Annotated in this window: 16 protein-coding genes; 1 reads left to right on the forward strand and 15 read right to left on the reverse strand. The window is 46.4% G+C overall.

Features of this window, described 5'->3' with window-relative positions:
• Nucleotides 1-103: 103 nt before the first annotated feature.
• The gene (locus tag CL667_16955) at nt 104-3400 is read left to right on the forward strand and encodes a DNA methyltransferase (protein ID MAL19389.1); all 3297 of its coding nucleotides are present in this window, start codon (nt 104-106) and stop codon (nt 3398-3400) included.
• A 34-nt stretch (nt 3401-3434) separates the two neighbouring features.
• Here CL667_16955 and CL667_16960 read toward each other — a convergent pair whose 3' ends face one another.
• The 15 genes from CL667_16960 to CL667_17030 form a co-directional block, all read right to left on the reverse strand.
• Nucleotides 3435-4553 (reverse strand): hypothetical protein, encoded by a 1119-nt coding sequence (locus CL667_16960; protein MAL19390.1) that lies wholly within the window; start codon nt 4551-4553, stop codon nt 3435-3437.
• A 427-nt stretch (nt 4554-4980) separates the two neighbouring features.
• Nucleotides 4981-6438 (reverse strand): transcriptional regulator, encoded by a 1458-nt coding sequence (locus tag CL667_16965; protein MAL19391.1) that lies wholly within the window; start codon nt 6436-6438, stop codon nt 4981-4983.
• Nucleotides 6439-6736: 298 nt separating this feature from the next.
• Nucleotides 6737-7015: a hypothetical protein gene (locus tag CL667_16970; GenBank protein ID MAL19392.1), complete on the reverse strand. Its 279-nt coding sequence runs from the start codon at nt 7013-7015 to the stop codon at nt 6737-6739.
• A 275-nt stretch (nt 7016-7290) separates the two neighbouring features.
• Entirely contained in the window at nt 7291-7866 is a 576-nt protein-coding gene (locus tag CL667_16975) for a hypothetical protein (protein ID MAL19393.1), read from the reverse strand.
• Between the two features lie 4 nt (nt 7867-7870).
• The gene (locus CL667_16980) at nt 7871-8104 is read right to left on the reverse strand and encodes a hypothetical protein (protein ID MAL19394.1); all 234 of its coding nucleotides are present in this window, start codon (nt 8102-8104) and stop codon (nt 7871-7873) included.
• A gap of 16 nt (nt 8105-8120) precedes the next feature.
• Nucleotides 8121-8507 (reverse strand): hypothetical protein, encoded by a 387-nt coding sequence (locus CL667_16985; protein MAL19395.1) that lies wholly within the window; start codon nt 8505-8507, stop codon nt 8121-8123.
• Nucleotides 8508-8513: 6 nt separating this feature from the next.
• Complete coding sequence (locus tag CL667_16990) at nt 8514-9068, reverse strand: hypothetical protein (GenBank protein ID MAL19396.1); 555 nt, start codon at nt 9066-9068, stop codon at nt 8514-8516.
• Entirely contained in the window at nt 9069-10472 is a 1404-nt protein-coding gene (locus CL667_16995) for a hypothetical protein (GenBank protein ID MAL19397.1), read from the reverse strand.
• A gap of 26 nt (nt 10473-10498) precedes the next feature.
• Nucleotides 10499-11077, reverse strand: a complete 579-nt coding sequence (locus CL667_17000; GenBank protein MAL19398.1) for a hypothetical protein — start codon at nt 11075-11077, stop codon at nt 10499-10501.
• Between the two features lies 1 nt (nt 11078).
• Nucleotides 11079-11492 (reverse strand): hypothetical protein, encoded by a 414-nt coding sequence (locus CL667_17005; protein ID MAL19399.1) that lies wholly within the window; start codon nt 11490-11492, stop codon nt 11079-11081.
• 2 nt (nt 11493-11494) lie between these two features.
• Nucleotides 11495-12271, reverse strand: a complete 777-nt coding sequence (locus tag CL667_17010) for a hypothetical protein (GenBank protein MAL19400.1) — start codon at nt 12269-12271, stop codon at nt 11495-11497.
• Nucleotides 12272-12355: 84 nt separating this feature from the next.
• Nucleotides 12356-12967 carry a hypothetical protein gene (locus tag CL667_17015; GenBank protein MAL19401.1) on the reverse strand — a complete coding sequence of 204 codons (612 nt, stop codon included), beginning with the start codon at nt 12965-12967 and terminating at the stop codon, nt 12356-12358.
• 91 nt (nt 12968-13058) lie between these two features.
• A complete protein-coding gene (locus CL667_17020; protein ID MAL19402.1) occupies nt 13059-13562 on the reverse strand; it encodes a hypothetical protein in 504 nt (167 codons plus the stop codon).
• 28 nt (nt 13563-13590) lie between these two features.
• Nucleotides 13591-20820: a hypothetical protein gene (locus CL667_17025; protein MAL19403.1), complete on the reverse strand. Its 7230-nt coding sequence runs from the start codon at nt 20818-20820 to the stop codon at nt 13591-13593.
• 3 nt (nt 20821-20823) lie between these two features.
• Nucleotides 20824-22242 carry a hypothetical protein gene (locus CL667_17030; GenBank protein MAL19404.1) on the reverse strand — a complete coding sequence of 473 codons (1419 nt, stop codon included), beginning with the start codon at nt 22240-22242 and terminating at the stop codon, nt 20824-20826.
• Between the last annotated feature and the right edge of the window lies 1 nt (nt 22243).

Here is a 22243-nt window from a genome sequence, read left to right on the forward strand (position 1 = left end):
TTACATGCAGCTTTATATGCTGTATGGTGAATATTTTACCTTATTATTTATTGTCTTTAAGCCCTGATTTTGTTAGCCTAAGCGCCAACCAAATTGTTTATTTATGACCATTCAGGAATACGTTGATCAGTTAAATCTGAGATATAAATCAGGCATTTCGAGGGAACACAGTTATCGGGGTGATTTACAGACTTTGCTTGGAGAGCTTTTGCCCGATTTACTCATTACCAATGAGCCGGCCCGATCTGAAGTGGGAGCACCTGATTACATTCTTACCAAAGGGAAAATTCCGGTTGGGTATATCGAAGCTAAAGATATTGGCGATTCCGATCTGGCAGGTAAAAAGAAAAACAAAGAACAGTTTGAGCGCTACAAAACCGGGCTCCCAAACCTCATCTTCACCGATTATCTCGACTTCTATGTGTATAGGGAGGGCGAATTGCTGACGTCTGTTTCAATTGCCGAAATTCAGGATGGTAAAATCGTTGGGCGAACTAAAAACTATGGCGAGTTCGAAAACATCATCAAAGATTTTGGGACGCATGTGGGGCAAACCATCCGCAGTGCCAATAAGCTGTCGAAGATGATGGCCGGTAAAGCCCGAATCCTCGCTGATGTAATTGAAAAAGCCCTGAATGCCGATGAAGAAAAGCAGAAAAACAAAGTAAACGAGACGGCTAACAATACCCTGCGGGAACAATTGACTGCATTTCAGAACGTCTTGATTCACGATATCAGCGCTAAGGAATTTGCAGATATCTATGCACAGACGATTGCTTATGGTATGTTTGCAGCTCGTTTACACGATTCGACATTGGATACCTTTGATCGACATGAGGCAGCTGCGCTTATTCCAAAAACCAATCCCTTCCTTCGTAAGCTTTTCCAATACATTGCAGGATATGACTTGGATGATCGTATCGCATGGGTGGTAGATGGGTTAGCTGATATTTTCAGAGCGACCGATGTTGATGGCCTTCTAAAGAACTTTGGAAAAGCTACTCAACAACAAGATCCCATCATACATTTTTATGAAACATTCCTGGCTGAGTATGATCCCAAGCTGCGAAAAAGTCGCGGAGTTTGGTACACGCCAGAGCCGGTGGTAAACTTTATTGTACGAGCGGTCGATGATATTCTAAAAGACGAATTTGGACTGAAAGACGGGCTGGCCGATACCTCTAAAACAAAAGTGAAGGTAAAAGTACCCACGCACGACAAACGACATAAAGGCGGTATGGTGGAAGAGGAACGGGAAGTCCATAAAGTGCAGATTCTGGACCCGGCAGCTGGAACCGGAACCTTTTTAGCTGAAGTGATCAAACAAATTCATTCCAAGTTTGAAGGACAGCAAGGCATTTGGGCTACCTATGTGGAAGAACATTTGATCCCACGCCTGAACGGATTTGAGATCTTAATGGCCAGTTATGCAATGGCACACCTGAAACTGGACCTGCTGTTAAGGGAAACTGGTGTAGAGCCAAGTGGTAGTGAACGTTTCCGGGTGTATCTGACTAACACTCTGGAAGAACATCACCCAGACACAGGAACCCTCTTTGCTGGTTGGTTAAGTGAAGAGGCTAATGAAGCCAATCACATTAAGCGTGATACACCTGTGATGGTTGTATTAGGTAATCCACCTTATTCAGTCAGCAGTAGAAATAATGGAGAATGGATTGAAGAAAGAATCAAAACTTACAAGGAAGGTGTACAAGGTTATAATAAAAATGCCTTGTCAGATGACTATGTTAAATTTATTCGATATGGGCAGTATTTGATTGAAAAGAATAGTGAAGGCATACTTGCTTACATATCAAACAATAGTTTTATAGATGGTATTACACACCACAAAATGAGAGAGGATTTACTTAATGCATTTGATAAAATATATGTTTTAGACTTACATGGTAGCTATAAAAAACAAGAAGTAACAGATGATGGAGAGAAAGATGAAAACGTATTTGATATCCAACAGGGTGTTTCAATAAATATTTTTATAAAGAAAAGAGAGAGTCACAACATGGCATCACTATTAAAAAATGATGCCTTAGGTAAGAGGAAAGAAAAATACAATTACTTAACTGAAAATAGTTTATCAACAATTAATTGGAAAGCAGTAGAGCCCCAGTCACCAGATTACTTTTTTAAAGAATTCAAGTACAAACTGAGAAATCAATTTGAAGAATGGATTTCCCTGGACAAATTATTCATTGAATCTGGTACTGGTATAAAATTCAGAAAAGACAATCTCTTGATTAAGCCTCACTTCGATAGGGATTCAGTAATTGAGTTGTTTAAAGACATGAAAAATCTTGATTCACAGCAAATACTTGAGAAGTATAATATTTCTGATACTAAAGACTGGAAAATTAGTGAGAAAAGGGACCTTTTTGAGAATGAAGCAGATGATATCATGGAAGTGCAATACCGGCTATTTGATAGTAGGTTCACCTACTATCCTTATGAAAAAATCCATGAAATTATAGTTCGAGGAGATTCTCGAAGAGAGCTAATGAGGAATTTATTTTTTAAAGATAATTTAGCTTTATTGTCTGCCCGTCAACAAAGTGCATACGATTTTCAACATGTGTTTATTTCAGATAGATTGGTTGATATGTGCACATTATCCGCTAAGTCAAAAGAAAGCACATACACATTCCCTTTATATGTCTATCCAGAAAATAGCACCCAACAAACTTTGGATGGAAGTATAGAACGAAGGCCTAATTTAGAAAAGAAAATCGTAGATAAAATTGCTAAAAATTTGGATCTGAAGTTCTCTCCGGAAAAGAAAGAAATCGAAGGCACCTTTGCTCCCATTGATCTGCTCGATTATATCTATGCCGTATTGCATTCCCCAAGCTACCGGGAGAAATACAAAGAGTTTCTCAAGATCGACTTTCCAAGAGTACCTTACCCCGAAGATCCCGAGCTTTTCTGGCAACTTGTGGAACTTGGTGGAGAGTTGCGCCAAATTCACTTACTGGAGCATCCGGTGATAGAAGAATTTATAACTACCTATCCCATTGCAGGAAGCAATATGATTTCCAACCGGCTGACGAAGAATGATCCGGGATTTGTGGTTGATGGAGATGATGCAAGTGGTGAAGAAAACGAAGCCCTGAAAGGCAAGATCCTTCGGAGGTATCCTCAGGATGACTCGGATGATGACCTGGAATTAGGCAAAGTGTGGATTAACGAAGAGCAGTATTTCGGCAATGTGCCTAAAAAAGCCTGGGAGTTCTACATTGGAGGCTATCAACCCGCTGAGAAATGGCTTAAAGACCGTCGAGACCGTGAACTTTCCATAGACGAAATCCGTCACTATCAAAAGATCATTGTTGCTCTTATGGAGACAGATCGGTTGATGCAGGAGATTGATGGGGTTTGGGGGAAGTAAATAAATTCTAAAGCTATGCTTATTTACTTAGTTTTTACTCGTTATCCCAATCAGCTCTGCCATCGCAAAAATTACATCCATTATAATAGCTGTCAACCATATCTCCTGAGTTAGGTTCATTACACCATGCACACCAATTCAAATGGTCAAACTCCTCAAAACAACAGGCGCATAAATAAGAACCATCATCAAAACGAACAATTTTTTGGTAGCCATCGCAGTAATAACAATTACCTAAATCCCAAGAATAATCACCATCCATAAATGCTGCAGTTGCGAAACCGCTATCCCAAATAATTTCTACTAAATCATCCGGTTCAAAATTCTTTTGGCATTGTTTGCATTGAGAAAAGCCTTCACCATAAAAGAAAACTGTTGACTCGCAATCAGTACATCCTACTTGAATAGTCTTTTCCTTCAGATTACATACCAAACATTCAGATATATATAATTTTTCTTTTTCTATCTCATGCTTTAGAGTTTCATAGCTACATGATGGACATTTTGTAAATACTATACCATTTGATGTTAATTTTTTTATTCTGTCTTCTTTAGCTTGATAAACTACTGATAGAAACTCCCGGTGTTTTCTTAGTGATTTATCTATTGTTTCAATCTGATCTTGCCAGTCTGAAAAAGTTTCTTTCCATTGCTCATTTAAGAGTTGGTGCAAATAATACCAGGCTATTAACTGCTCTTTTACTATACTTTCTTTTAAAGTACGATTCTCACTTTCAGAACCATCTGGATGAAAAAAATGGACTAATTTATTCCGGTGCTTGGTTACCTTCTCAAAAGCTTTTGATACATCTTGAGATATGCCTTTTCCTAATACATTTTCTAACCTATCAGCGCCATTGGAAAGTGAAACAGATCTAAAATTACCCGAAATAAATTTTTCTTTATTTAAGCTTTCTGAATTTGCAACAATCAACGTCCAATGTTCAGCCATTAGTCTTGCTTTTATAAAAAGCTCAAGAGCTGAATGGAAATTAATCATGGAATGCTTAAAATTATTTTGATCAAGCTCTTCAAAAGCTTTTTTAAGAAAATCAAAAGCATTCTCTACAAGCCTTGTAAACATTTCTTTGCTGTTCATATCCAAAATATTCTTTACAGTGATTGGCAAATCAACGTGCAGCAACAATACCATCAAATCATTTATCAGCTGCTTTCACGTGTCTAAAAATAGCTTAATGCTTGTATTAATATTAAGATTTTTAATTGTCTTTGCAGGCCTAATCCCGGTTGCCTAGCTAAACAAATCAAACAATTTTGGATGGGCCAATGTTAGGCTATTATTTTTCATCCTCATCAGAAATCTCATAAACAAATTTGTAACAAACCTTCGCCCACCACTTGAAGCGTTCTTCTTTACCAGTATCATGGTAATGGAAGACTGCACTTATTCTAAGACCCCAAAACATGTTATATGTGCTATTTATATAACCTATGTGGATAAGTCCTCTGAAATGTGGACAAGTGTTACATAACCGTTACATAAAAAAAGCCATTCTAACAGCTTTAAAACAGTGTTTGTGGGTGAATACCCTAAAATTGTTACATAAAGGTGACATAGATCAAGCCCAAAAAGGAATGTAACTGGCATCTCTTTTAGAGTTACTGGATGGATCAAAATCCTTAATAAGACCAGCTTCTATGGTATCAGAAATAATTCTGGAAGCCATAGGGTAATTTTTGTCCGAAATCTCAAACCTTTTTCTGAGGGACTTATTACTCATCCTTTCACCGGAGAAGTGTTTGAGACAGGTATGTTGATAACACGCTCTTATTTTATCTTTTTTATCCATTTCATTCAACGGCCGATAAGCATAAAGCTTTGCAATAGTATGAAAGTCATCTACTAAGAAATCAGGCGGGGGCAATTGAAAGATCTCAACAGCATCTACAACCTTTATAATACCGCTACCGCGTTCCTCACAAATATTAAGCCTTCTCATAAATGAAGCCAATTCTTCATTACGTGAGCGAGGTGTAGCACCAATAAATCTTAATGGGTCAACAAGAGGTTTCCCATTGTTTGTAATCTCAATTCTGTCATCAAAAATTTCGATCATTGGATTTGTTCCTTTCATCTCGAAATCCTGATGGATAATAGCGTTCGCCACAAGCTCACGAATAGCGATTTCGGGATACATTTTAACCTTGCTTCTCAAAGCTTGCCCAATCACTTCATTCTCAGGGAGTTGATCGTTTATCCATGATATGAGTCCTTCAAAACCATTGGCGTATCCTTTTATGCCATTCTGCTCTTTTATTGTATTCACTTTGTTTTTTCCATCATAGATAATCACCCGGATGGATTTTCTTTTTAGAGAAGGGAATTTATTCAATTGCTTTGCGAATAGAATTGCGCCCAGATTTGTTACAGAATATCTACCGCTATCAAAGGCCACCAGGTTTTCCTCAATAAGCTTATCAAGTATTCCACTCATATCAGCAGGAAGAGGAATGCTCATCATTTCAAAGAAAGCGGGATAATCAATAAGTTGAAGTACTTCATTTCCCTCAAGATTGTCAGCAGCAATTTTACTCTCAAATGAAGCCTCAGGATGCCTTTTCCAAATTTTTCTTTCCTTTTCAGGATGATCTTCAAGTTTCTTTTTATATGATCCTACACGGATAAATTTATCGTGGCGAAATCGAACAGGCTGATTTCTCGTTGCATCAATTTGAAATATGGAGATACTCTTTCCTTCATAATCAAATTCATAAATTTTAAAATCTATTTTAGGATACAGTTGGGTAGCCAGCCAGTTTTCAAGCTCCTGGTTTCCTATTTTGGTGTTTTTAGGATGAAAATCTGTTCCAACAATATCATGTGTTCCGTCTTCTATGCCATAAACCAAGTAGCCGTATTTTTGGTTATGAAGGCAGGCTGAGTTTGAGAGTGCTGAAATATATTCCCCTATTTGATTCTCTTCAACGTAGCTTTGCTTAAACTCTACCCATTCGCACTCTTTGGGCAAAGCAATAAGCCTTTCTAATAATTGTTTTTGTTCTGTTGGTGATAACATGATTCTTGGTAATATGTATCGGATGCTGGAAAGAAGTTACATTAAGTGTGAAAAAGAAACTGATTAGTTTAACATCTAGAGGATTTTTAAAAAATTTTTGGACTTTGAAATTGAGCAAATAAATGGATGATTCTAAAACAAAAAGAAATGCCCCGTAGCTGCTATGAAATTAAATTCGTTTCCCAAGTGTAACTTAGGACTTCGCAACATACAGGGCTCTGTTTAAATGTACTGTTATCCTTAGATTATGACAAGGTGTTATATTTTATTTGATCTGCATAACAATAAAACACGTTATTTATAACTGATTTTCTTCAACTTTTGTGTTTTGGGAAGAACCGGCAATTAAAGCGACAATCCCATACACATATCCAATAGCTTCAACGATAGCTAAAATGATAAGTACCGTTTCATCTAATTCACCGGCATTGATTCGTCCGGTTGTAATCATCCCAGAAATGCCCAAGCTGGTAAGCCCGCTTTTGGCAATGTCCTTTCCTTCCTGCGGGGTTTCTTTCTTGAATAAGGTGATAAGTGTTGGTACGGATTTGATGACGCTTTTAAGTAGTTTTTTCATGAGTAATAAGGCTAAATTAGGTTAATAAGGCTTATTCACTCCCTCGTTCAAGGGACTGAATGCGTTGTTCGTGAATGGTTAGTTCCTGGTCGGTTTTTGTTTGGTAGGACTCGATGGACTGCTTCAATGATTCCAGATCAACGCCCTGAATCTTCTGTTCGGCCCGGATATTGATCATGAGCTCATACCACCGTTTTATTTCAGCGGTCTGGTTGTTGATCGAGTCGTAGATCCCGGTCAGAAACAGGCAAATGATGGTCGTAATGATCAGCTCTTTATACTTGCTGAGGTAGTGCTCGGGCTTTGGTGATTTGCTCATAGCGTTGCTCGTAGTCCTGAATGGCTTCTGTAAGCGTTATGGTTTGTTTGTTCTCCCGGCAGTAAAACCGTCCGGTTTTTGTCGATTGGTAGTAGTAATGGCCATCAATCCGGAGCCATCGGAGTGGCCGCTCGTTGATCTGCTTACCACTCCACCCGTCCACATGAAGACCAATGGCCGGGATCTTTTCCCCACTTACCTTATGAGTGAAAGTCCAGTCAAAATAAAGCCCCACCCCCTGAAAGGGCCACGTGGTTGCAAGCAGCCAGTGCTGAAGCGGGCTTGACTGTTTGGTAAGCCATTCGGTAAACAAAAAGCAGTCAATGGCCAGGCCTTTCCCATGTGATTTCGCATCGCTATCTCGCCACGCGGAAGTGATTAGGGTTTTTGTGCCCGTCCAATCTCTCCAGGCCAGAAACGACCGCAAAAAATCCACATCCATTTGGGAGATATCACCCTGGATTTCAAAATCGGACAGCGAAAAGTTGCCCCCATAGCTTTCTATAAGGGCAATGTAGTCGGCTCGTTTCATGGGACTATTTCTTGAACTTTAGCCACAGAAAGCCAGCGCCAAGAGCAATGGCAGCCGCTTTGTACTTCATCGGTACTTCGCCGTTGATGTACTTTTTGGCGGTATCTACCAAGTCCGTTTTGGTGTTTTCGGCTTCGGCGTTTTTAACGTCCACTACGGGAGAAGAGCCAATTCCGGCTCCGTTGCATCCGCAGCCGCATCCAAGGCCGTTATCAGAGGTATAGCTTGATTTACTCATGGGTTATCAGGTTAGGTTAGCGTAAGATTTTAAAGAGGATTCCGGCTCCAACAATACCAGCCCCGGCCAGGGCGATCATCTTCTTGTTGATCGGTTTTTTTTGTGTGGCCACCGGCTCACTTTTGGTTATAGAAGGCTGGGCAGTTGCCACAGGCTTTTTGGTCAAATCACGGACCACCGGAGTTACTTTGGGTGGCGTGATTTTGGGCAATTTTGGCAGAACCGGTTTTCTCATCCTGGGAGAAAGCCCCCGAGGAATGGATATGGTTGGTCGCCGAGTAACACCAGTAGATACCGGTCGGATAGCGGTGTTCAACTCAATGGGTAGTGTCGGGTCGAGTACCATTCGCCCCAAACCGGGGGAGCTTTCCTCGCTGTAGATATATCCGGAAGATGATTTCATAGTGTTTTATTGTGTGTTAAAGATTTGGTAGGAAATAAATCCTGTGATGATGAGTGGCACCAGTACAATGCTGGCCGTGGACGCTTTGGAAATACCCATTACGGACTCCATGATTTCTTTACGGCGCAGCACATCGGTGACGTAGTTTTGCCCGGTGGTAACCAGATTGGGATCAATGCCAGCACTTACCGTATTTCGCACTTTTGAGTAGCCCGCGTTGTATGCCGCTACAGCTGGAGTGAGCTTACCGCCAAACTTGCTTATCAGATCCGCCAGAAATTTGCTGCTATAGTGGATGTTGGCGCGGTGGTCGTTATTGGCATGGGAGCTGGTAAAGTCCGAATGATAACGCCGATCTATTTGCATGATGCCGATGCCGTTTCCATTGTCGCCCGTCCAGTTATTGTCCAACGCCAATCCCATATGACTTTCCCTGGATGCGATGGCCAATAGCAGGGAAACTGGCACATTATTAGCCCGAGAAGCCTCATAAAAGTGCCCCATGATGCCTTTCACGTGAAGGTAGCTGAGCTGGGAAGATATGGACAGCGCGCTGCTCACTTATACAATGGCCTTACAGTTGAAGGTGACTTTTGCGGTTTCACCCGCTCCAATGGTAAACTGATCGACCGGAGCCAATGCCTTTCGGGCCAAAAGATGCGGATGGATATTTAATGAGTTATTCTTGTTGCCAAATAACCCAATTTCCCGGACGGTAATGGGTGTTGCTCCCCGGTTCTCAAAAATACGCTCTATAGGGAAGTACACCTCGTTAGCCACATCATCGACTACCAATTGTCCGATATGCGTGCCGTGGTGTACCAGTTCTCCGTCTCCATATCCGTGTGGAACGCCATTCACTTCCGCATTTTCTGGGGTAAGGGAAGTATCGGTCATGGATACAAACTTGTTCGACTCGCCCACGCGAACGCCAAATTGCCAGCCTTCCAGATTCCGATCGACATTGAAGTTTACCCCTGTTCCACCTCCACCTAAACCGGCAGTAAAATGAAACTCATTCTCCCAGTTGTGAGCAGCTCCAGGATTTGCAATTCGGTGCAGGATGTACATGAAGCTTTCCGTCCATCCGCCATTCGTGCCGTTGGCGTCTGTATCCTGATTAAAGTTCTCAATCATGGAGATGATCTCGTAGTCCAGCGACAAAGTGGAGGTGTCTCCAAGGCTAATTGGTGCACCTAGCACGTCACGAGCCATCAGCATATAAGCGCTTCGGTAATCCCCGGACATAATTCCAATTTCCTTGATTTGCCGAATACCACCCGTCATGTTGGTGAACGGACGGGATAGTGTAAACTTGGAACTTTCCTGATCGGTAATAAGCGAGGTAATAGACACGGCCCCTTGGGTGCACCCTCGCTTGAAATACCCCGGAAGGCACAAATCAGAGGCTTTAACCGGTTGATTACTCATGCCAATGATCGGCTCCCAATTTATGGGCAGGTGATAATCTCTGTCTGTCCAGGTATTTCTGTATTTGGCTGCCATAGAAACACCGGAAGTTCCATCCCATACCCCCGTCAGGTGAGGTACAATCCCCCGAATGTAATATTTATACGTGCTATGGCGATCCAGTGGGAATAGCCCGATGGCATTATCATGAAAGTACACACCGTTCAATCCTTCTAACCCGAGTACTCCTTGTATGGTTATCAAGTCATGTTCCACGCTACTGTATTCATGGTACCTGTCCAACTCAATGATGATATCCTGTCCGGATTCCGTAATACTGGTAATGTTGCTGATTTCCTTTCGGGTACTGTTTCCATCCCAGTAATCATCCTGATTGGTTTTACCCATCTGAATGCGCATCCACTTTAGCAGGTTTCCTACAAAGCTTTCGCATTTCATACGGTATAGGTGCCGTTGTTCCAGGGACAGGTCACAGTACATATCAAGACCGCTTGCTGTTTTACCTACGTTTAAATCCGTTCTAATGATTTTCATGGGGGTTTGTTTATGCAAATATGAGGTTATGTAATGGTGTAGCTGATGTTGGTAGTCAGAGAACTGCTGTTGTTGGCATTAACCTCTTTCACCTGGTCCAGTGGCTCGGGTTGAGAGTACTCGTGATCAAAAGCCGCTGGTTGATCGGAGGCAATAGGTTCGGTGCGATAGCCCGAAATGGAAGTTGCCGGAAAGTTGGTGCAGTCGATGCTGGTGGTTTTTACCAGTACCAATTTCAGTTCAATCTCAGTAGCCATTCGGCCCCGGTTTTTAATGTCCAGATCCGGGGGTACCACGACCATGTAGATGTCCGAGATCCCGGTTTTTCCGTGCTCGGTTCGCGAGCGCACGCGGAAATAATGCCGCTGATCGACCAGGGTTTGTGGCAGGTAGAGCTGGTGATAACGCACCATTTCTTCAGGTTCGATGTGAACTTCCGGCGTTTGAAACGGCACCGAGTCATCCCAGCCCCAGTCAATCTGGCTCGAAGCCGGTTCTCCGGTGGCCCACGAGATCAAAATGGAGCCGTCCACGAGCATACCGCTCACGACCCGCATCTTGAAGACTTCATTGAGCCCAAATTCCTGCCCGCTAATCTTGCTCATCTCAGCTCGTCCAAAAGATTTCGGTTACCAGGGCTTTGGATTCGGCTCCGGGATTGGTTGCTTCATCCCACAGGCCCATAAAACCGCCTTTGTAGAGCTCACCGAACCGGCGTAGATCAAAATGCAGGGTTTCACCTGCCCGCAGTTTGAAGGTGTAGTACTTGTCCGATATCCGCTGGCTGTCCAGGGCAATCATCAGTTCGCCTTCGCTGCTGTTCTGAATAATCACCCCAAGCCGGTGCGGGTTTTCGTTGACCAGGCGAACGGGCTGCTCGCCATGTTTCATTACCGGGGAAATGGAGGAGGCAATCCGCGCCTGACTGGGCTGGCTGCCTTGCGTTTTTTGCAGGTTTCTAACCAGCGCTTCCACGTTGGCGGCCAGCTCGCAGAGTACTGTAATCAGTTCGTTGAGCATAGCTACTCCGCTGGGATGAATCCGGTGTTGGCTTGCACGTAGCTCTCGCAAAGGAAACTCACCTCGGCAGGTTGCGCTCCATAATTGGAAGCGTACACATCAAAGGGCACGTTCGATCCCACTACAAACGGTACGTTGATGTACTTGTCGTTGAACTCGTCATTGACCTGCTCAAGGAACACTTCATCGCGAACCGTGGTGTTGTACACTTTCATCGAGGCGGTAATAGCTCCTGGCTGGTTACTGCTCATGGCCATACGCCGAACCTGCACGTCCACGCTTTTGCTTTTCACGCCCAAATCAATGTTAAGCCCGCCAGCCGGAACCGTGCTATGTCCATACAGAAACCGGGGCACGGGAACCGAGGCTCCAATTTCCTGGTAGGCCGCGCTGAGTTTTGCCAGCGCAAATTGGTCATAACCGACAATCTGAATGTTCACGGTTTGTTTGACAGCTCCAGTATTGGTGAGCTCAAACACGATATGGTTGTTCTTTTGAATGATAAAAGGAGCAAATAGTCCGTCAATGGATTTGAACAGATTGTGCACCACCGAGAGCTGGACGCCCCGAAACAGGTAAAGGTCTTCGTTGAGACGAGCGGAAATCAAAATGGCGTTCATGTTGGCGCTGAACGGGAGAATCTTTCGGATGCCGTAGCGCTCTCCACCCATGCCGTTCATGGTAAGGTGAGCGGTTGCTCCCGGTTGCACCTCGACCGATTTGGCCGGATTGTAAGCCGAACTTTCTTTAGGAGGTAAAAAATTGGAGAGTATCTTCATTGTGTTGCTTTGAGGTAGTCAGGATTGCTTGGAAAAAAGAATCCCGCCAGAATCAGCGAACTGAAACCGGCGGGTAGGGATGGATTACTCAACTTCAGCGACTACCATGGAAGCCCTGAGCCACAACTCTCCCTGACCGGATTGGTTCCAGTTCTCTGTGGTTGGGAACACTGAGGCGTCATCAAAATGGACGGCAAGGGAAACCGTCTGGTTGATGGCCAGATCAAACGGATCGGCCAGACGGTACTCACTGGCAGATTTCATGGTAACAAGCCTGCGATATTCAGCTACGGCGTCCACGGTATTATTGGTGGCCGAGGTAAACTGAATACCGGTTCCAGCAAAGTTGGAGAACTCACTCATTGGAGCGCGGAGGAATTCCTTGTTGTCGTTATCGGCCTGTAGCAAAATGGCCGCGTCTTTGAGCCCGTTTACGATGGCGCGCGCATCGATGCCATTGGCTGGATCGTCTTCAATAAATTGTTTGGTGAGTTCAAAGGATAGTCCCAGAATCCGGCGTTTCATAGCTCCGGGAAACGGGTTACTTACATAGTTGTCCCGCGTTAGTTTTCGATCTGCATTAGCAGGAAAGAAATTAAGGACTGATTGATTTTGCTGTACTTTGCGTGTGTCAAAATAGGTCTTGATGCGCGCAGTAGCTGGAACAAGTGCTTTTTTGGAGATTTTATCGCTCATAACTGTTATTTAAAAGGTTTAGAAAATGGCTGATAGCCGGTTTGGTATTACCAGTACCCCTTTTGCAATGCAGAGCTATGAGGCGTTATTTCTAGACTTCGATGGTATTATCAACCTCTAAAGAATGTTCTACCTCATCCACATGGTGTGTTTTTTCCTGGATTTCAGGCAGGTTGTCATACACGTATCCGGAGCCATCCATAAGACCTTGCTGGGGTGTCCAGTCAGGGGTAATAAATTTGATGACCTCCATTACGCCTTGCACGCCCATGCCCATGGCCAAACCGCGAACGTGTTTGTTTTTGGAAAGGAGCGTTAGAAGTACTCCAGCGGTGAGAGGGATACCTGCTCGGGTGGCTTGTTGAATAGTTGCTGAGGCGTTGCCTGTCAGCAAGGGGACGGCCAGGACATTCATCTGGGCTGCCACCGCTTGTCCACCAAGAATATATCCGGCGGTGATGGCCTGCTGCTTGAACTCAGAGACCGCCTTCTCGGTAGTGATTTTGCTTTCTGTTATCATGTTACTGCGTCGTTTGTTTGGGTTTTCGATGATTTGTAGCTCGGAAGGGTTCTTGGCGAACACGCGCTCTTTCATAGGTGCCTTCGTTGTTCTGGCGGGTGGCTCAATTAAGAATGCCCCTGCCGTCTATGTTGACGTTAGCGATGATGTACACATCACCGTATTTAAACACCGGTCGCTTGCCCGCATCGAAGTAGTGGAAATAGTGATTGTCTTTGCCTTTTTCGTCATCGGCATAGATAATCTTATCGCTCACGTACAAAATGCGGTCGGCGTAACCGGCACTGATCAGTTTTTCGCCCGCAGGCGGAAACAGCTCATAATCGTAGTCGTCTGCCGGGAAATGATGAAACTCCTCAAACATTTCGGCGGCTTTCGGGTCATTGTAGGCTCCCTTTGAGAGCCTCATTAAATTCGTGGGAAACACATAAATAGTGGTACCCTTTGCGTTGATAATCATCGCCAGATCATCTTTTTCCGCTTCCATACGCTGCATATAGCCCTTAGCGTCGATGTACTCCAGTTCCTTGACAATGCCGGAATACACCAGCGGTTCTTCGTAGAGGGTTTTGAGTACGCCGTGTCTTTTAAGTAATTTTGCTGGAATGGTATCTGCCTTGTTCTCGCGAAGCTTAGGGGCGCTTTTAGGGTCATTCCCTTTCAGCGCCCCCACATCACGGACGGTAATAGTCTTGCGGATCTTGTATTTCGGGGCGATCCGGTTGATCTCTTCATACAATTCGTTCCGGTCGTCGTAGCTTACCGCCACCAGCTGGTTAACCACATCGTTGAGTTCGATCACGGTCTTCTGGTTGTTCTCCCGGGCGGTTTTGGCCGCTTCCAGTTCGCCCTTTGTGGACGCCAGCACCTTTTGAAGTTCGGTCAGGGTTTTCTCGGTTTGCTCCAGCTCACTGCTTAGCAGTTCCATGCGGGACTGGAAGGTTCTAATCCACGCTTTTTCGAGTTCCAGGAATAGCTCCGCCAGTTTTCGGGTGATAATCGGTTGCCACTTTTTGCTGGTAAACATCCCAGCGGACTCTTTGATGGCCTTGAAGCTTTGCTCGTTACCAGCCTCGTCTTTTTTAGTTTTTTCGACTTCAATGTCGATGCCGTATTCATTGTAAAAATCTTCCTCAGTGGCAATGATGTTGCCGAGGTTGCCGGAGATGGATTTGCCCTGTCCGGTCTTTTCTTCCAGCGTCCACCCAAAGGCGCTGCCAAGCTCTTTGGAGGCCATACGTTTGATGGAACCCCACGTCTGCTTGTTGTAGAACGAGCGGTCAGGGATATTGCTGTCTGGAATCAGGTGAAACCACACGCGCCCGTTGGCGTTGTTTTCAGGCACGTCCAGTACGGTTTTCATGCGGTAGCCGGAAATGCGTTTAGAGTCGGAGCTCAACTGGATATCGAGCTGGTACGGCTCGCCGTTCCACCCGTACTGCACGTCAAACAGGTTCTCCTTTAGGGCAAGATCCGCGCTTTCGGGAAGCTTCGAGTTTTGCAGGGCGGTTTCGCGCTCTACCACACTTTTCATGCGATCCTGTTTTCCCTGGATATCGCTGGTCGCCTGGGACTGACTGGCTTCGAGCCGCTGAACCTCGGATTCAAGGTTATCAATACGGTCATCGAGCACGTTCTTTTGAGCTAAAGCTTCAAAGAACTGTTTTACCCTTGGATCAGAGTTGGTGGCTGCGACCATTTGCTCGTATTCCAGCGACTCCGAGTCGCCCCCGGTGGAGACTTCTCTACCGGTGCCAAAGAACAGGTCATCAATCCAGCTCTGTTTTTTGGAGACCAGTTCCAGCCGGTACTGATCAAATGAGTCCTGCATCAGGTAGTAATGGATTTGCACTTCGGGGTACTGGTTACCTTGGCGGAGCCCGCGCCCGTTTCGCTGCTGAATTTGTGAAGGCGTGTAGGGCACATCCATGTGGTGCATATCGGTTGTCCACTTCTGAAGGTTCATCCCTTCGGCAATCGATTGGTTGCCAATGACCACCCGGTACTTGCCTTGGTTGAAATCATCCTGAACCTCTTTCTTGAGGGCTTCCTTGTCGTCTTTGCTACTGACGGAGTAGTCATCCCCGTTTTTGCTCGTGCCAATGATGGACCCGTTGATGATCGCAATCTGCTCTTTGGGGATTCCGGCTTTGACCAGCTCGGATTTGATGAGTTGATGGTAGCTGCCTCCCTGAGACTGATGAAGGCTGATCCAGTCGCAGAAAATAATCTGGTTTCGAATGGCGGGGCTGCCCGGATTGGATCGGCTGGCTTTGATCTGCTCCCATTCTTTATTGAGCTTTTGGGCGCGTTCGGTAGCCTCTTTTTCGCTGCCAAAAATGCCTTCGCTCCACGTGTGTTCGGGTTTTTTGGGCTTCAGTATGTGTAGGGGCTCATACACTTCTTTCTTTTCATCCCACACTACCCAGTAACCACTTTTTTCTTTTACCACGCTCTTGCTGGTAATGACTTCAATATGGGTTGGGTTCTCTCGAAGATGTGGAGGAGTGACAGCTATCTGGCCTCTGCCTGGCCGGTTAAAGTAGTCACCGTAAAGGTCTTCGGGAACGGCTTCAGGAGCCGGATTGGAACGGGCCACGTAGGAAGCGGCCACGTTTTCTACCATAGCGCCAAGTTTAAGGTACGAGCGGTCGATGCCTTCAAAATCTTTGTCGTACACCCGTAGGTCGGTCGCAATTTTGCTTCCATCGCCGGTAATCACCAGAAAGTTGTCGCGGGTCTCGCACTGCCGGTCTTTCATGCAGGCAATCACTTCGTTGGCCCGAAGAATAATGTCGTCAAAAAGTAGCTTATGTAACTCACTGGGTTCAATAATGACGTTTCGGGTACTGGCCTTGGGGCGCTTGAATTTGGGCTGGAGCACCTTGGGTTTTCCATCCTTGCCTTTGACCGTATTCCCGTTCTCGTCCTGAATATAGTCTGGGTATTCCTTGTAGAAACCGATGAGCTGATCGTAGCTCTTGATGTCCATCACCTCGTCAATAATCTTGCGCATTTCGGGCAGGTTGTAGTACCCGGCCACCACACGCTCGGAGCGGTATTCCCCGTTGGTCTTTTTAACGATCTTTTCTTCTTCCCGGACAAACAGGTTAATGAAGTTGTCGAGGTTTTCAATTTCGTATTTGGCCAGAAGATCCGGGGCGCACAAATTGAGCATGTGCCACACTTCGACCGGGGAATTCACCACCGGGGTTGCGGTAAGCACAAACACGTTTTTATGACCTACTTTGCTGAACAGCCACCGCGTTTTTTGCAGGGCGTCTTCGGCCCGTTGGGAAGGCTTGTTCGCCGAGATTCCCAGCTTGGCGGCTTTAGCAGAGCCCAGGGCATTTTTGTAGAAGTGCGCCTCGTCAAAGAACAGGCAGTCCACGCCCAGCTCGTCAAAGAAAATATCGGTTTCAAGGCGTTTGGCATGCGCCACATTGCGAAGCTTGGTTTCCCATTCTTCCATCTGCTTTTCCATGCGTTTCATCATGGAAGTTTTGGCCGCTTTCGAGATCGCCTCGTCTTCCTCCAGCAGATCCTCGAAATTCTCCAGCATCTGGTTGAAGTAGTCGATACGCTCTTGGTAAATACGGGCTTGCTCCGCCGGAGACAGTGGCAGTGATTTAAAAGCGTGGTCGGCGATAAAAATAGCGTCCCAGTTGTAGAGCTGGGCCATCGTAAGTTCTTTGTGCTTGTCGCCACCGGCCATTTTCATGTTGAGGACTTTGGCGTCGGGAAAGAGCATCTGGTATTCTTCCACCCATTTTTCTTGCACTTTTCCGGGCACGACAAACATCGGTTTTCGGGCGGCTCCCTGCTGGAGTAGCACTTGAGAGGTGATAATGGAAGCGAGTGTTTTTCCGGCTCCCACATCGTGGCAGTTAGCGCCTTTACCATTCCACACCAGTTTTTCAGCAATGGCGCGGTTGTGCTTGTACACGGTGAAATCTTTCACCCCGTAGAAGGTGTCGCTCATGCCGCGAACTCGAAGGGTGCGCCCGTCAAAGGGCGGATTGATCACCGCGTTGTAGGTCTGGTTGTAGGCGGTTTCAATCAGGCTTCGGACTTCGGAAGAGGCTTTGGTGCGCACCCAGTTGTTGAACTTTTTGGGCACGTGCGTCAGCATCCGGTTATTGTTCTGGCGCTGTATTTTCCGTGCGCGCTCGATCAGCATCTGGCCCCGTTCGCCCTTCATGGACTGCGCCTCTTTGAGCGTCATCGACGGCATCAGGGTATCGTCCTCATCATAAAACTTCAGTGGAAAGGTGCTGTCCTGAATGTAGGAGGTAATGATCTTGGTGAATGGTGTCTCGCCCCAGCCAAGATTAATATCATCTTGGGTTTCATCGCCTGGGGAAACATACCGCCCCCATTTTCGCAGCTTCATGTAGAACCGGTTGCCCAGATCCGCCTTGTCTTTGACCAGACCGGTTTCCACCTTGTCGTAGTTCATCTCATCTTTGATCCACTCTTCAATGGCTTTGGCGGGTAGATAGGTAAACACGTGCTGCGGGTCCACAGTGATATTGTACACGTCGATCCATTCTGGCACGACTTCCTGTAAGGCCTTGATGTTCTTTTCCAGCTCGTGCTCTTGGGCCAGTTGTAGTTTCTCGCGCACGTTTCCAGACAGGTACTGGTAGCGAAATTCGTGGTTTCCTGTTGCCGGATTCCAGTAAAAGTCAGGGTGATCCTGGAGCGCTTTTTCCAGCTCCTCTTTGCTGGCTGTTCCCCCTTTGTACACCGACTGGTAGAAATCCAGGTCCAAAGTTTCGCCAATGCTTCGGCCAAACATAGCCAGCTCAGCCAAGTCGTCAGAATCTTTGACGGCGGGCACGTAGTTGCGGTTGAACATAGAATCGGCGTCGATGATGTCCGCATATACCAGTTCTCCATTAAGCGGATCTCGCTTCACCAACGTCGTGAGCTTGTAGAGCCGGTTGTCGAACTTGAATACCTTTCGGATGTCCTCGTCTTCATCGGGAATACCGTACTGTTCGATGTGACCTGATAAAAGCTGCTTGAATTCAGCTCGCAGGGCATCTTTTTCGCTTGTTTCCTGTGCCAGTGCCGTGATATAGTCATCGTATTTATCGAGCAGCAGGCAGGCTGAGCCGATGCGGGTCTCCAGCCCGGAGCCGCCTTTAAGGCTAAGCCGCTTGAAAAACCGTCGCTGCTTCTCGTAAAAATGATTCTCATGGACAATGATATTCCCCGGATGGTACGATCTTGGCAGGTCGAGCATAATGCCATCATCGGGAATGTTGTAGAGCGGCATCTCGCCCGGAAGCGCGTATGGAAAGGTGAGTCCGTCGGAAAGCACTTTTTGAATGAGACCTTCAGTAAGGTCACCTTTCACGCCCATGCGGGAATAAAACTGAACGTGGTGCCCCTGAATATGTTCGCCTAACACATAGCTTGGGTGCTCTTTGAAGTAGGGATTGTAATAGGCCGTGTACGTTTCCCCATTATGAGAAACGCTGCTTTCGATGAGCGTGTCATGGGCAAACAGTCGGTTAAGTGTGGAGTCCACGTCCGGATGGATTTCTCCCTGGTGCTCCCCATACTTCTGAAAAAACAGAATATCGGTCGTAACGGTAGTATCAGCGTTATCTTTAAATGCCGTCGATGGCAACCGGTAGGCTCCGACAAAACGCGCGCGTTGTACCATTGCCTGCCGAATGGACGGGTCTTTTTTGTCCATTGTGCCCGTTGAGGTAATCACGGCCAAGAAACCACCAGGCTGTAACGCGTCCAGAGATTTCAGGATAAAATAGTCGTGAATGCGGGGGCTGAGCGGTGCTAGTGGGTCGCGGGAGGTATGAATTTTAAGGTCGCCAAAGGGTACGTTCCCCACTACGCCGGTGAGGTTGTACAGGGAAAGATCGGTGTCCGCAAAGTTCTCGTGGCGCACGGTCTGCATCGGGTAGAGCAGGCTCGCAATGCGGGAACTAATGGCCGAGCGTTCGATCATAACCATGCGAAACTTTTCGCGGTCGGGAAGGAATCCGGCAAAGTTACCCACGCCCGAACCAGGCTCTAAAATATTGCCACCCGCGACGCCCATGTTTTGAAGCTTATCCCAGATGAGTTTAACCACGGGGTAGGACGTGTAATGCTCATTAAGGAGCCCCCGCTTGGACTGCTCGGTGGATTCGGTGTAGCCTAAACCACCCGCTCCGGTATAAGACCGAAGTACTTCGATATCGGATTTGGTAATCGCACGATCTTCCTTTTGAAGCACGGCGATAGCTGCTTCGTTGGCCTTGCGACGCTCGGAGGCCGTTAGTTTGATGGGAGGAAATTCCGAAAGTTCGGTATCACTAAACTTAAAAGTTGATTGGCCTGATTTCTTTTTGGGCTGTCCGGCGGGCTTCGATTGCCCAGTAGAGGCTTGTTTAAATAGCCCGTCAAAATCGACACCAATGATGCGTCCGTGTGCCCTGAAAAGCCCCAGGGCTTCTTCTTTATGCTCTGCCGGAAACTTGTCCAGCTGAAACGCGAGGGCGAGTTTACTGGTGACCATCTCAAAATCTGTCTGAAGTTGTTGGAGCTCGTTGCCTGAATTAAACCGAAGAGTGAGTTGGGTTTCAAGCGCTTCCAGATCTGCTAAATAGGGTTCCAGTTTTTCCGCTGATTCGTTGTCGCCTTTGTCGGCTTTCCACGCGAGTTGGGTGAGTTGTTCCAGCAGCGCTCCATTGAGCTGGCCCACTTTATAGGGCTTGTGCGAGGCCGCCGAGATCATGGACATGCGTTTGGTTTTTACCTGGACTTCTACCGGGTACTGCTCGTCCACTACGAGGATAAAATGATGGGCGCGGTAACCACTCGCTGGGTTTTTATATTTGTCTTCGTGTTCCCAGACTTCACCTAAGCCGCCCGAAAGTATGCGCTTCACAATCTTATCCACCTGCGCCTGCGTTTCGGCGATGGCCATACAGCCCGCCACATCGGTCAGGCCGGTGGTATATTTTTCTCCGGCATTGGTGGCTATTTTTTCGGTAAAGGGAAACCTTTTGCGGATGAGTTTGCCTAGCGTGGAATACACTTCTTTAATGCGGCCTTTTACCACCAACGCCAGATTCATAGCCAAAAGCCCCTTCATGACTTTCTTTAGGGCCGGGATGTAGTTGTTTTTCGCCTCAATCACTGCCTTGATCTGCGGTGCCAGTTCGGCCTCAGAAACCGGGGCGGTGTCGCCCGGTGTAAGCGGGTTGGGATCATCAATATTGACAATGCCGTCGGAGTCCCAGTCACCCAGCCAGTGATCAAAGTCGCCGGTGGACAGGTGGGTAATCTGGTCGATATTTGTATAAACTGCTGGCATAGCTTAGCTAAGGACTTTTTCTAAAAAGGTGTCAAGTTTGGCTTGGCTTTTTCGAGCGGCTTCCAGGTCCACTTCAGCCCTTGGAATGGCCTGCTCTTTGGGCTTAGGTGCCGCTTTGGATTTTTTTGCGGCCGGTTTTTTCTTGGCTGTTTTCTTCTTGAGCGGAGTAGGCTTTCGCTTAGGCTTCTTCTTTGTGTTGGATTTTCTTGCTGGCGGACAATCTGAATTCTTACTCTGAAGCTTTTCCTGCCTTCGGTACTCCCGCGCGCCCAGTACTTTTTTCGCGTGATCCTGGGCGAGAATCTGCACTTCCAGATTGCCGTGCTTTTTCACCAGCTGCGCCCATGAAGCGGCAAATCCGCCTTTGGCCCCTTCGGTGCAAATCTGGGTTTTCAGCTCTCCGTCAATAAGCAGCTCCACGATATAGCGTTTGTTGTAATAATCTGGCACGTAGCGAATGCTAAGGGTAGCCCGTTCGGACTCCCCGGAGTGCTGTTTGGCGTAGCACGGCATCTTGGAGCCGAGCAGGGAATTCACCCGTTTCCAGGAGCGCAGTTTGTGGAGGGTATTGATTTTTTTGAGTGAGATCGTAAATGGCAACTCTACGGGATTTTCGCGTGGCTCGCTGTGCGTGGGATTCATCAAATAGCTTCCTCTTTTTGAGGCCCAATGGGCTGCCTGCTGTTTAGTGAGACCAAATTCATCCTGAAAGAAGTCGATGAGTTCCTCATCTGTGGAGGTCTCATTATTAGATAGCTGGTCTTCCACTCCTTCATACTGGCTTTGCGTTAGCGGGGGGATAGTTTTTAGAGTTTCGGCAGTACCTGACGAGCCAAAAGGAACGTTGATGGCATTTAATAACTGATAGCGGTTTTTTTCGGTCTCAGCCAGTCCCTCTTTGGTTACTTTAATTTCAATGTCGCATTCGTGTGCGATACTGGTGTTGCCCTTATACTTGCCATCTTTGGTCGCATGGGCCACCATGATGAACCCAATGCCTTGTTCGCGGCACCACTGTGCCAGTTCTACCGTGGAGGCGTCTTTGGCGTCAATGACAGAAATAGAATCCAATACGCAAAAGGCAGATCTGTTTTTCAGCAGGGTTTCCTTTAGCGATGTGAGTGATTTCCACTTGGTAAAGTTCAGGTTGTTGTGGGTTGCTTTTAATCGCTTGACACGGTCAATGAGTGTTTTACCGAAATGTTCTTCGGCTGGTATATATTCGACTCTACCGTGCTGTGCAAGAGCGTTTGCAAGGCCTAAACTGAAGGTGGACTTTCCGGCCCCTTTCTCACCCCAGATAAAGATGACGGCATTTTTCTCCGGTTCCCCAAGAAGTGTGCCATAGGGCTGGGCAATCTTGATGCCTTTGATGTTTATTTTTGCCAGTTCTTTGGCGCTCAGAGTGTTCTGGATGTCCATA

The organism is Balneola sp. (assembly GCA_002694685.1).
GTDB lineage: Bacteria > Bacteroidota > Rhodothermia > Balneolales > Balneolaceae > Gracilimonas.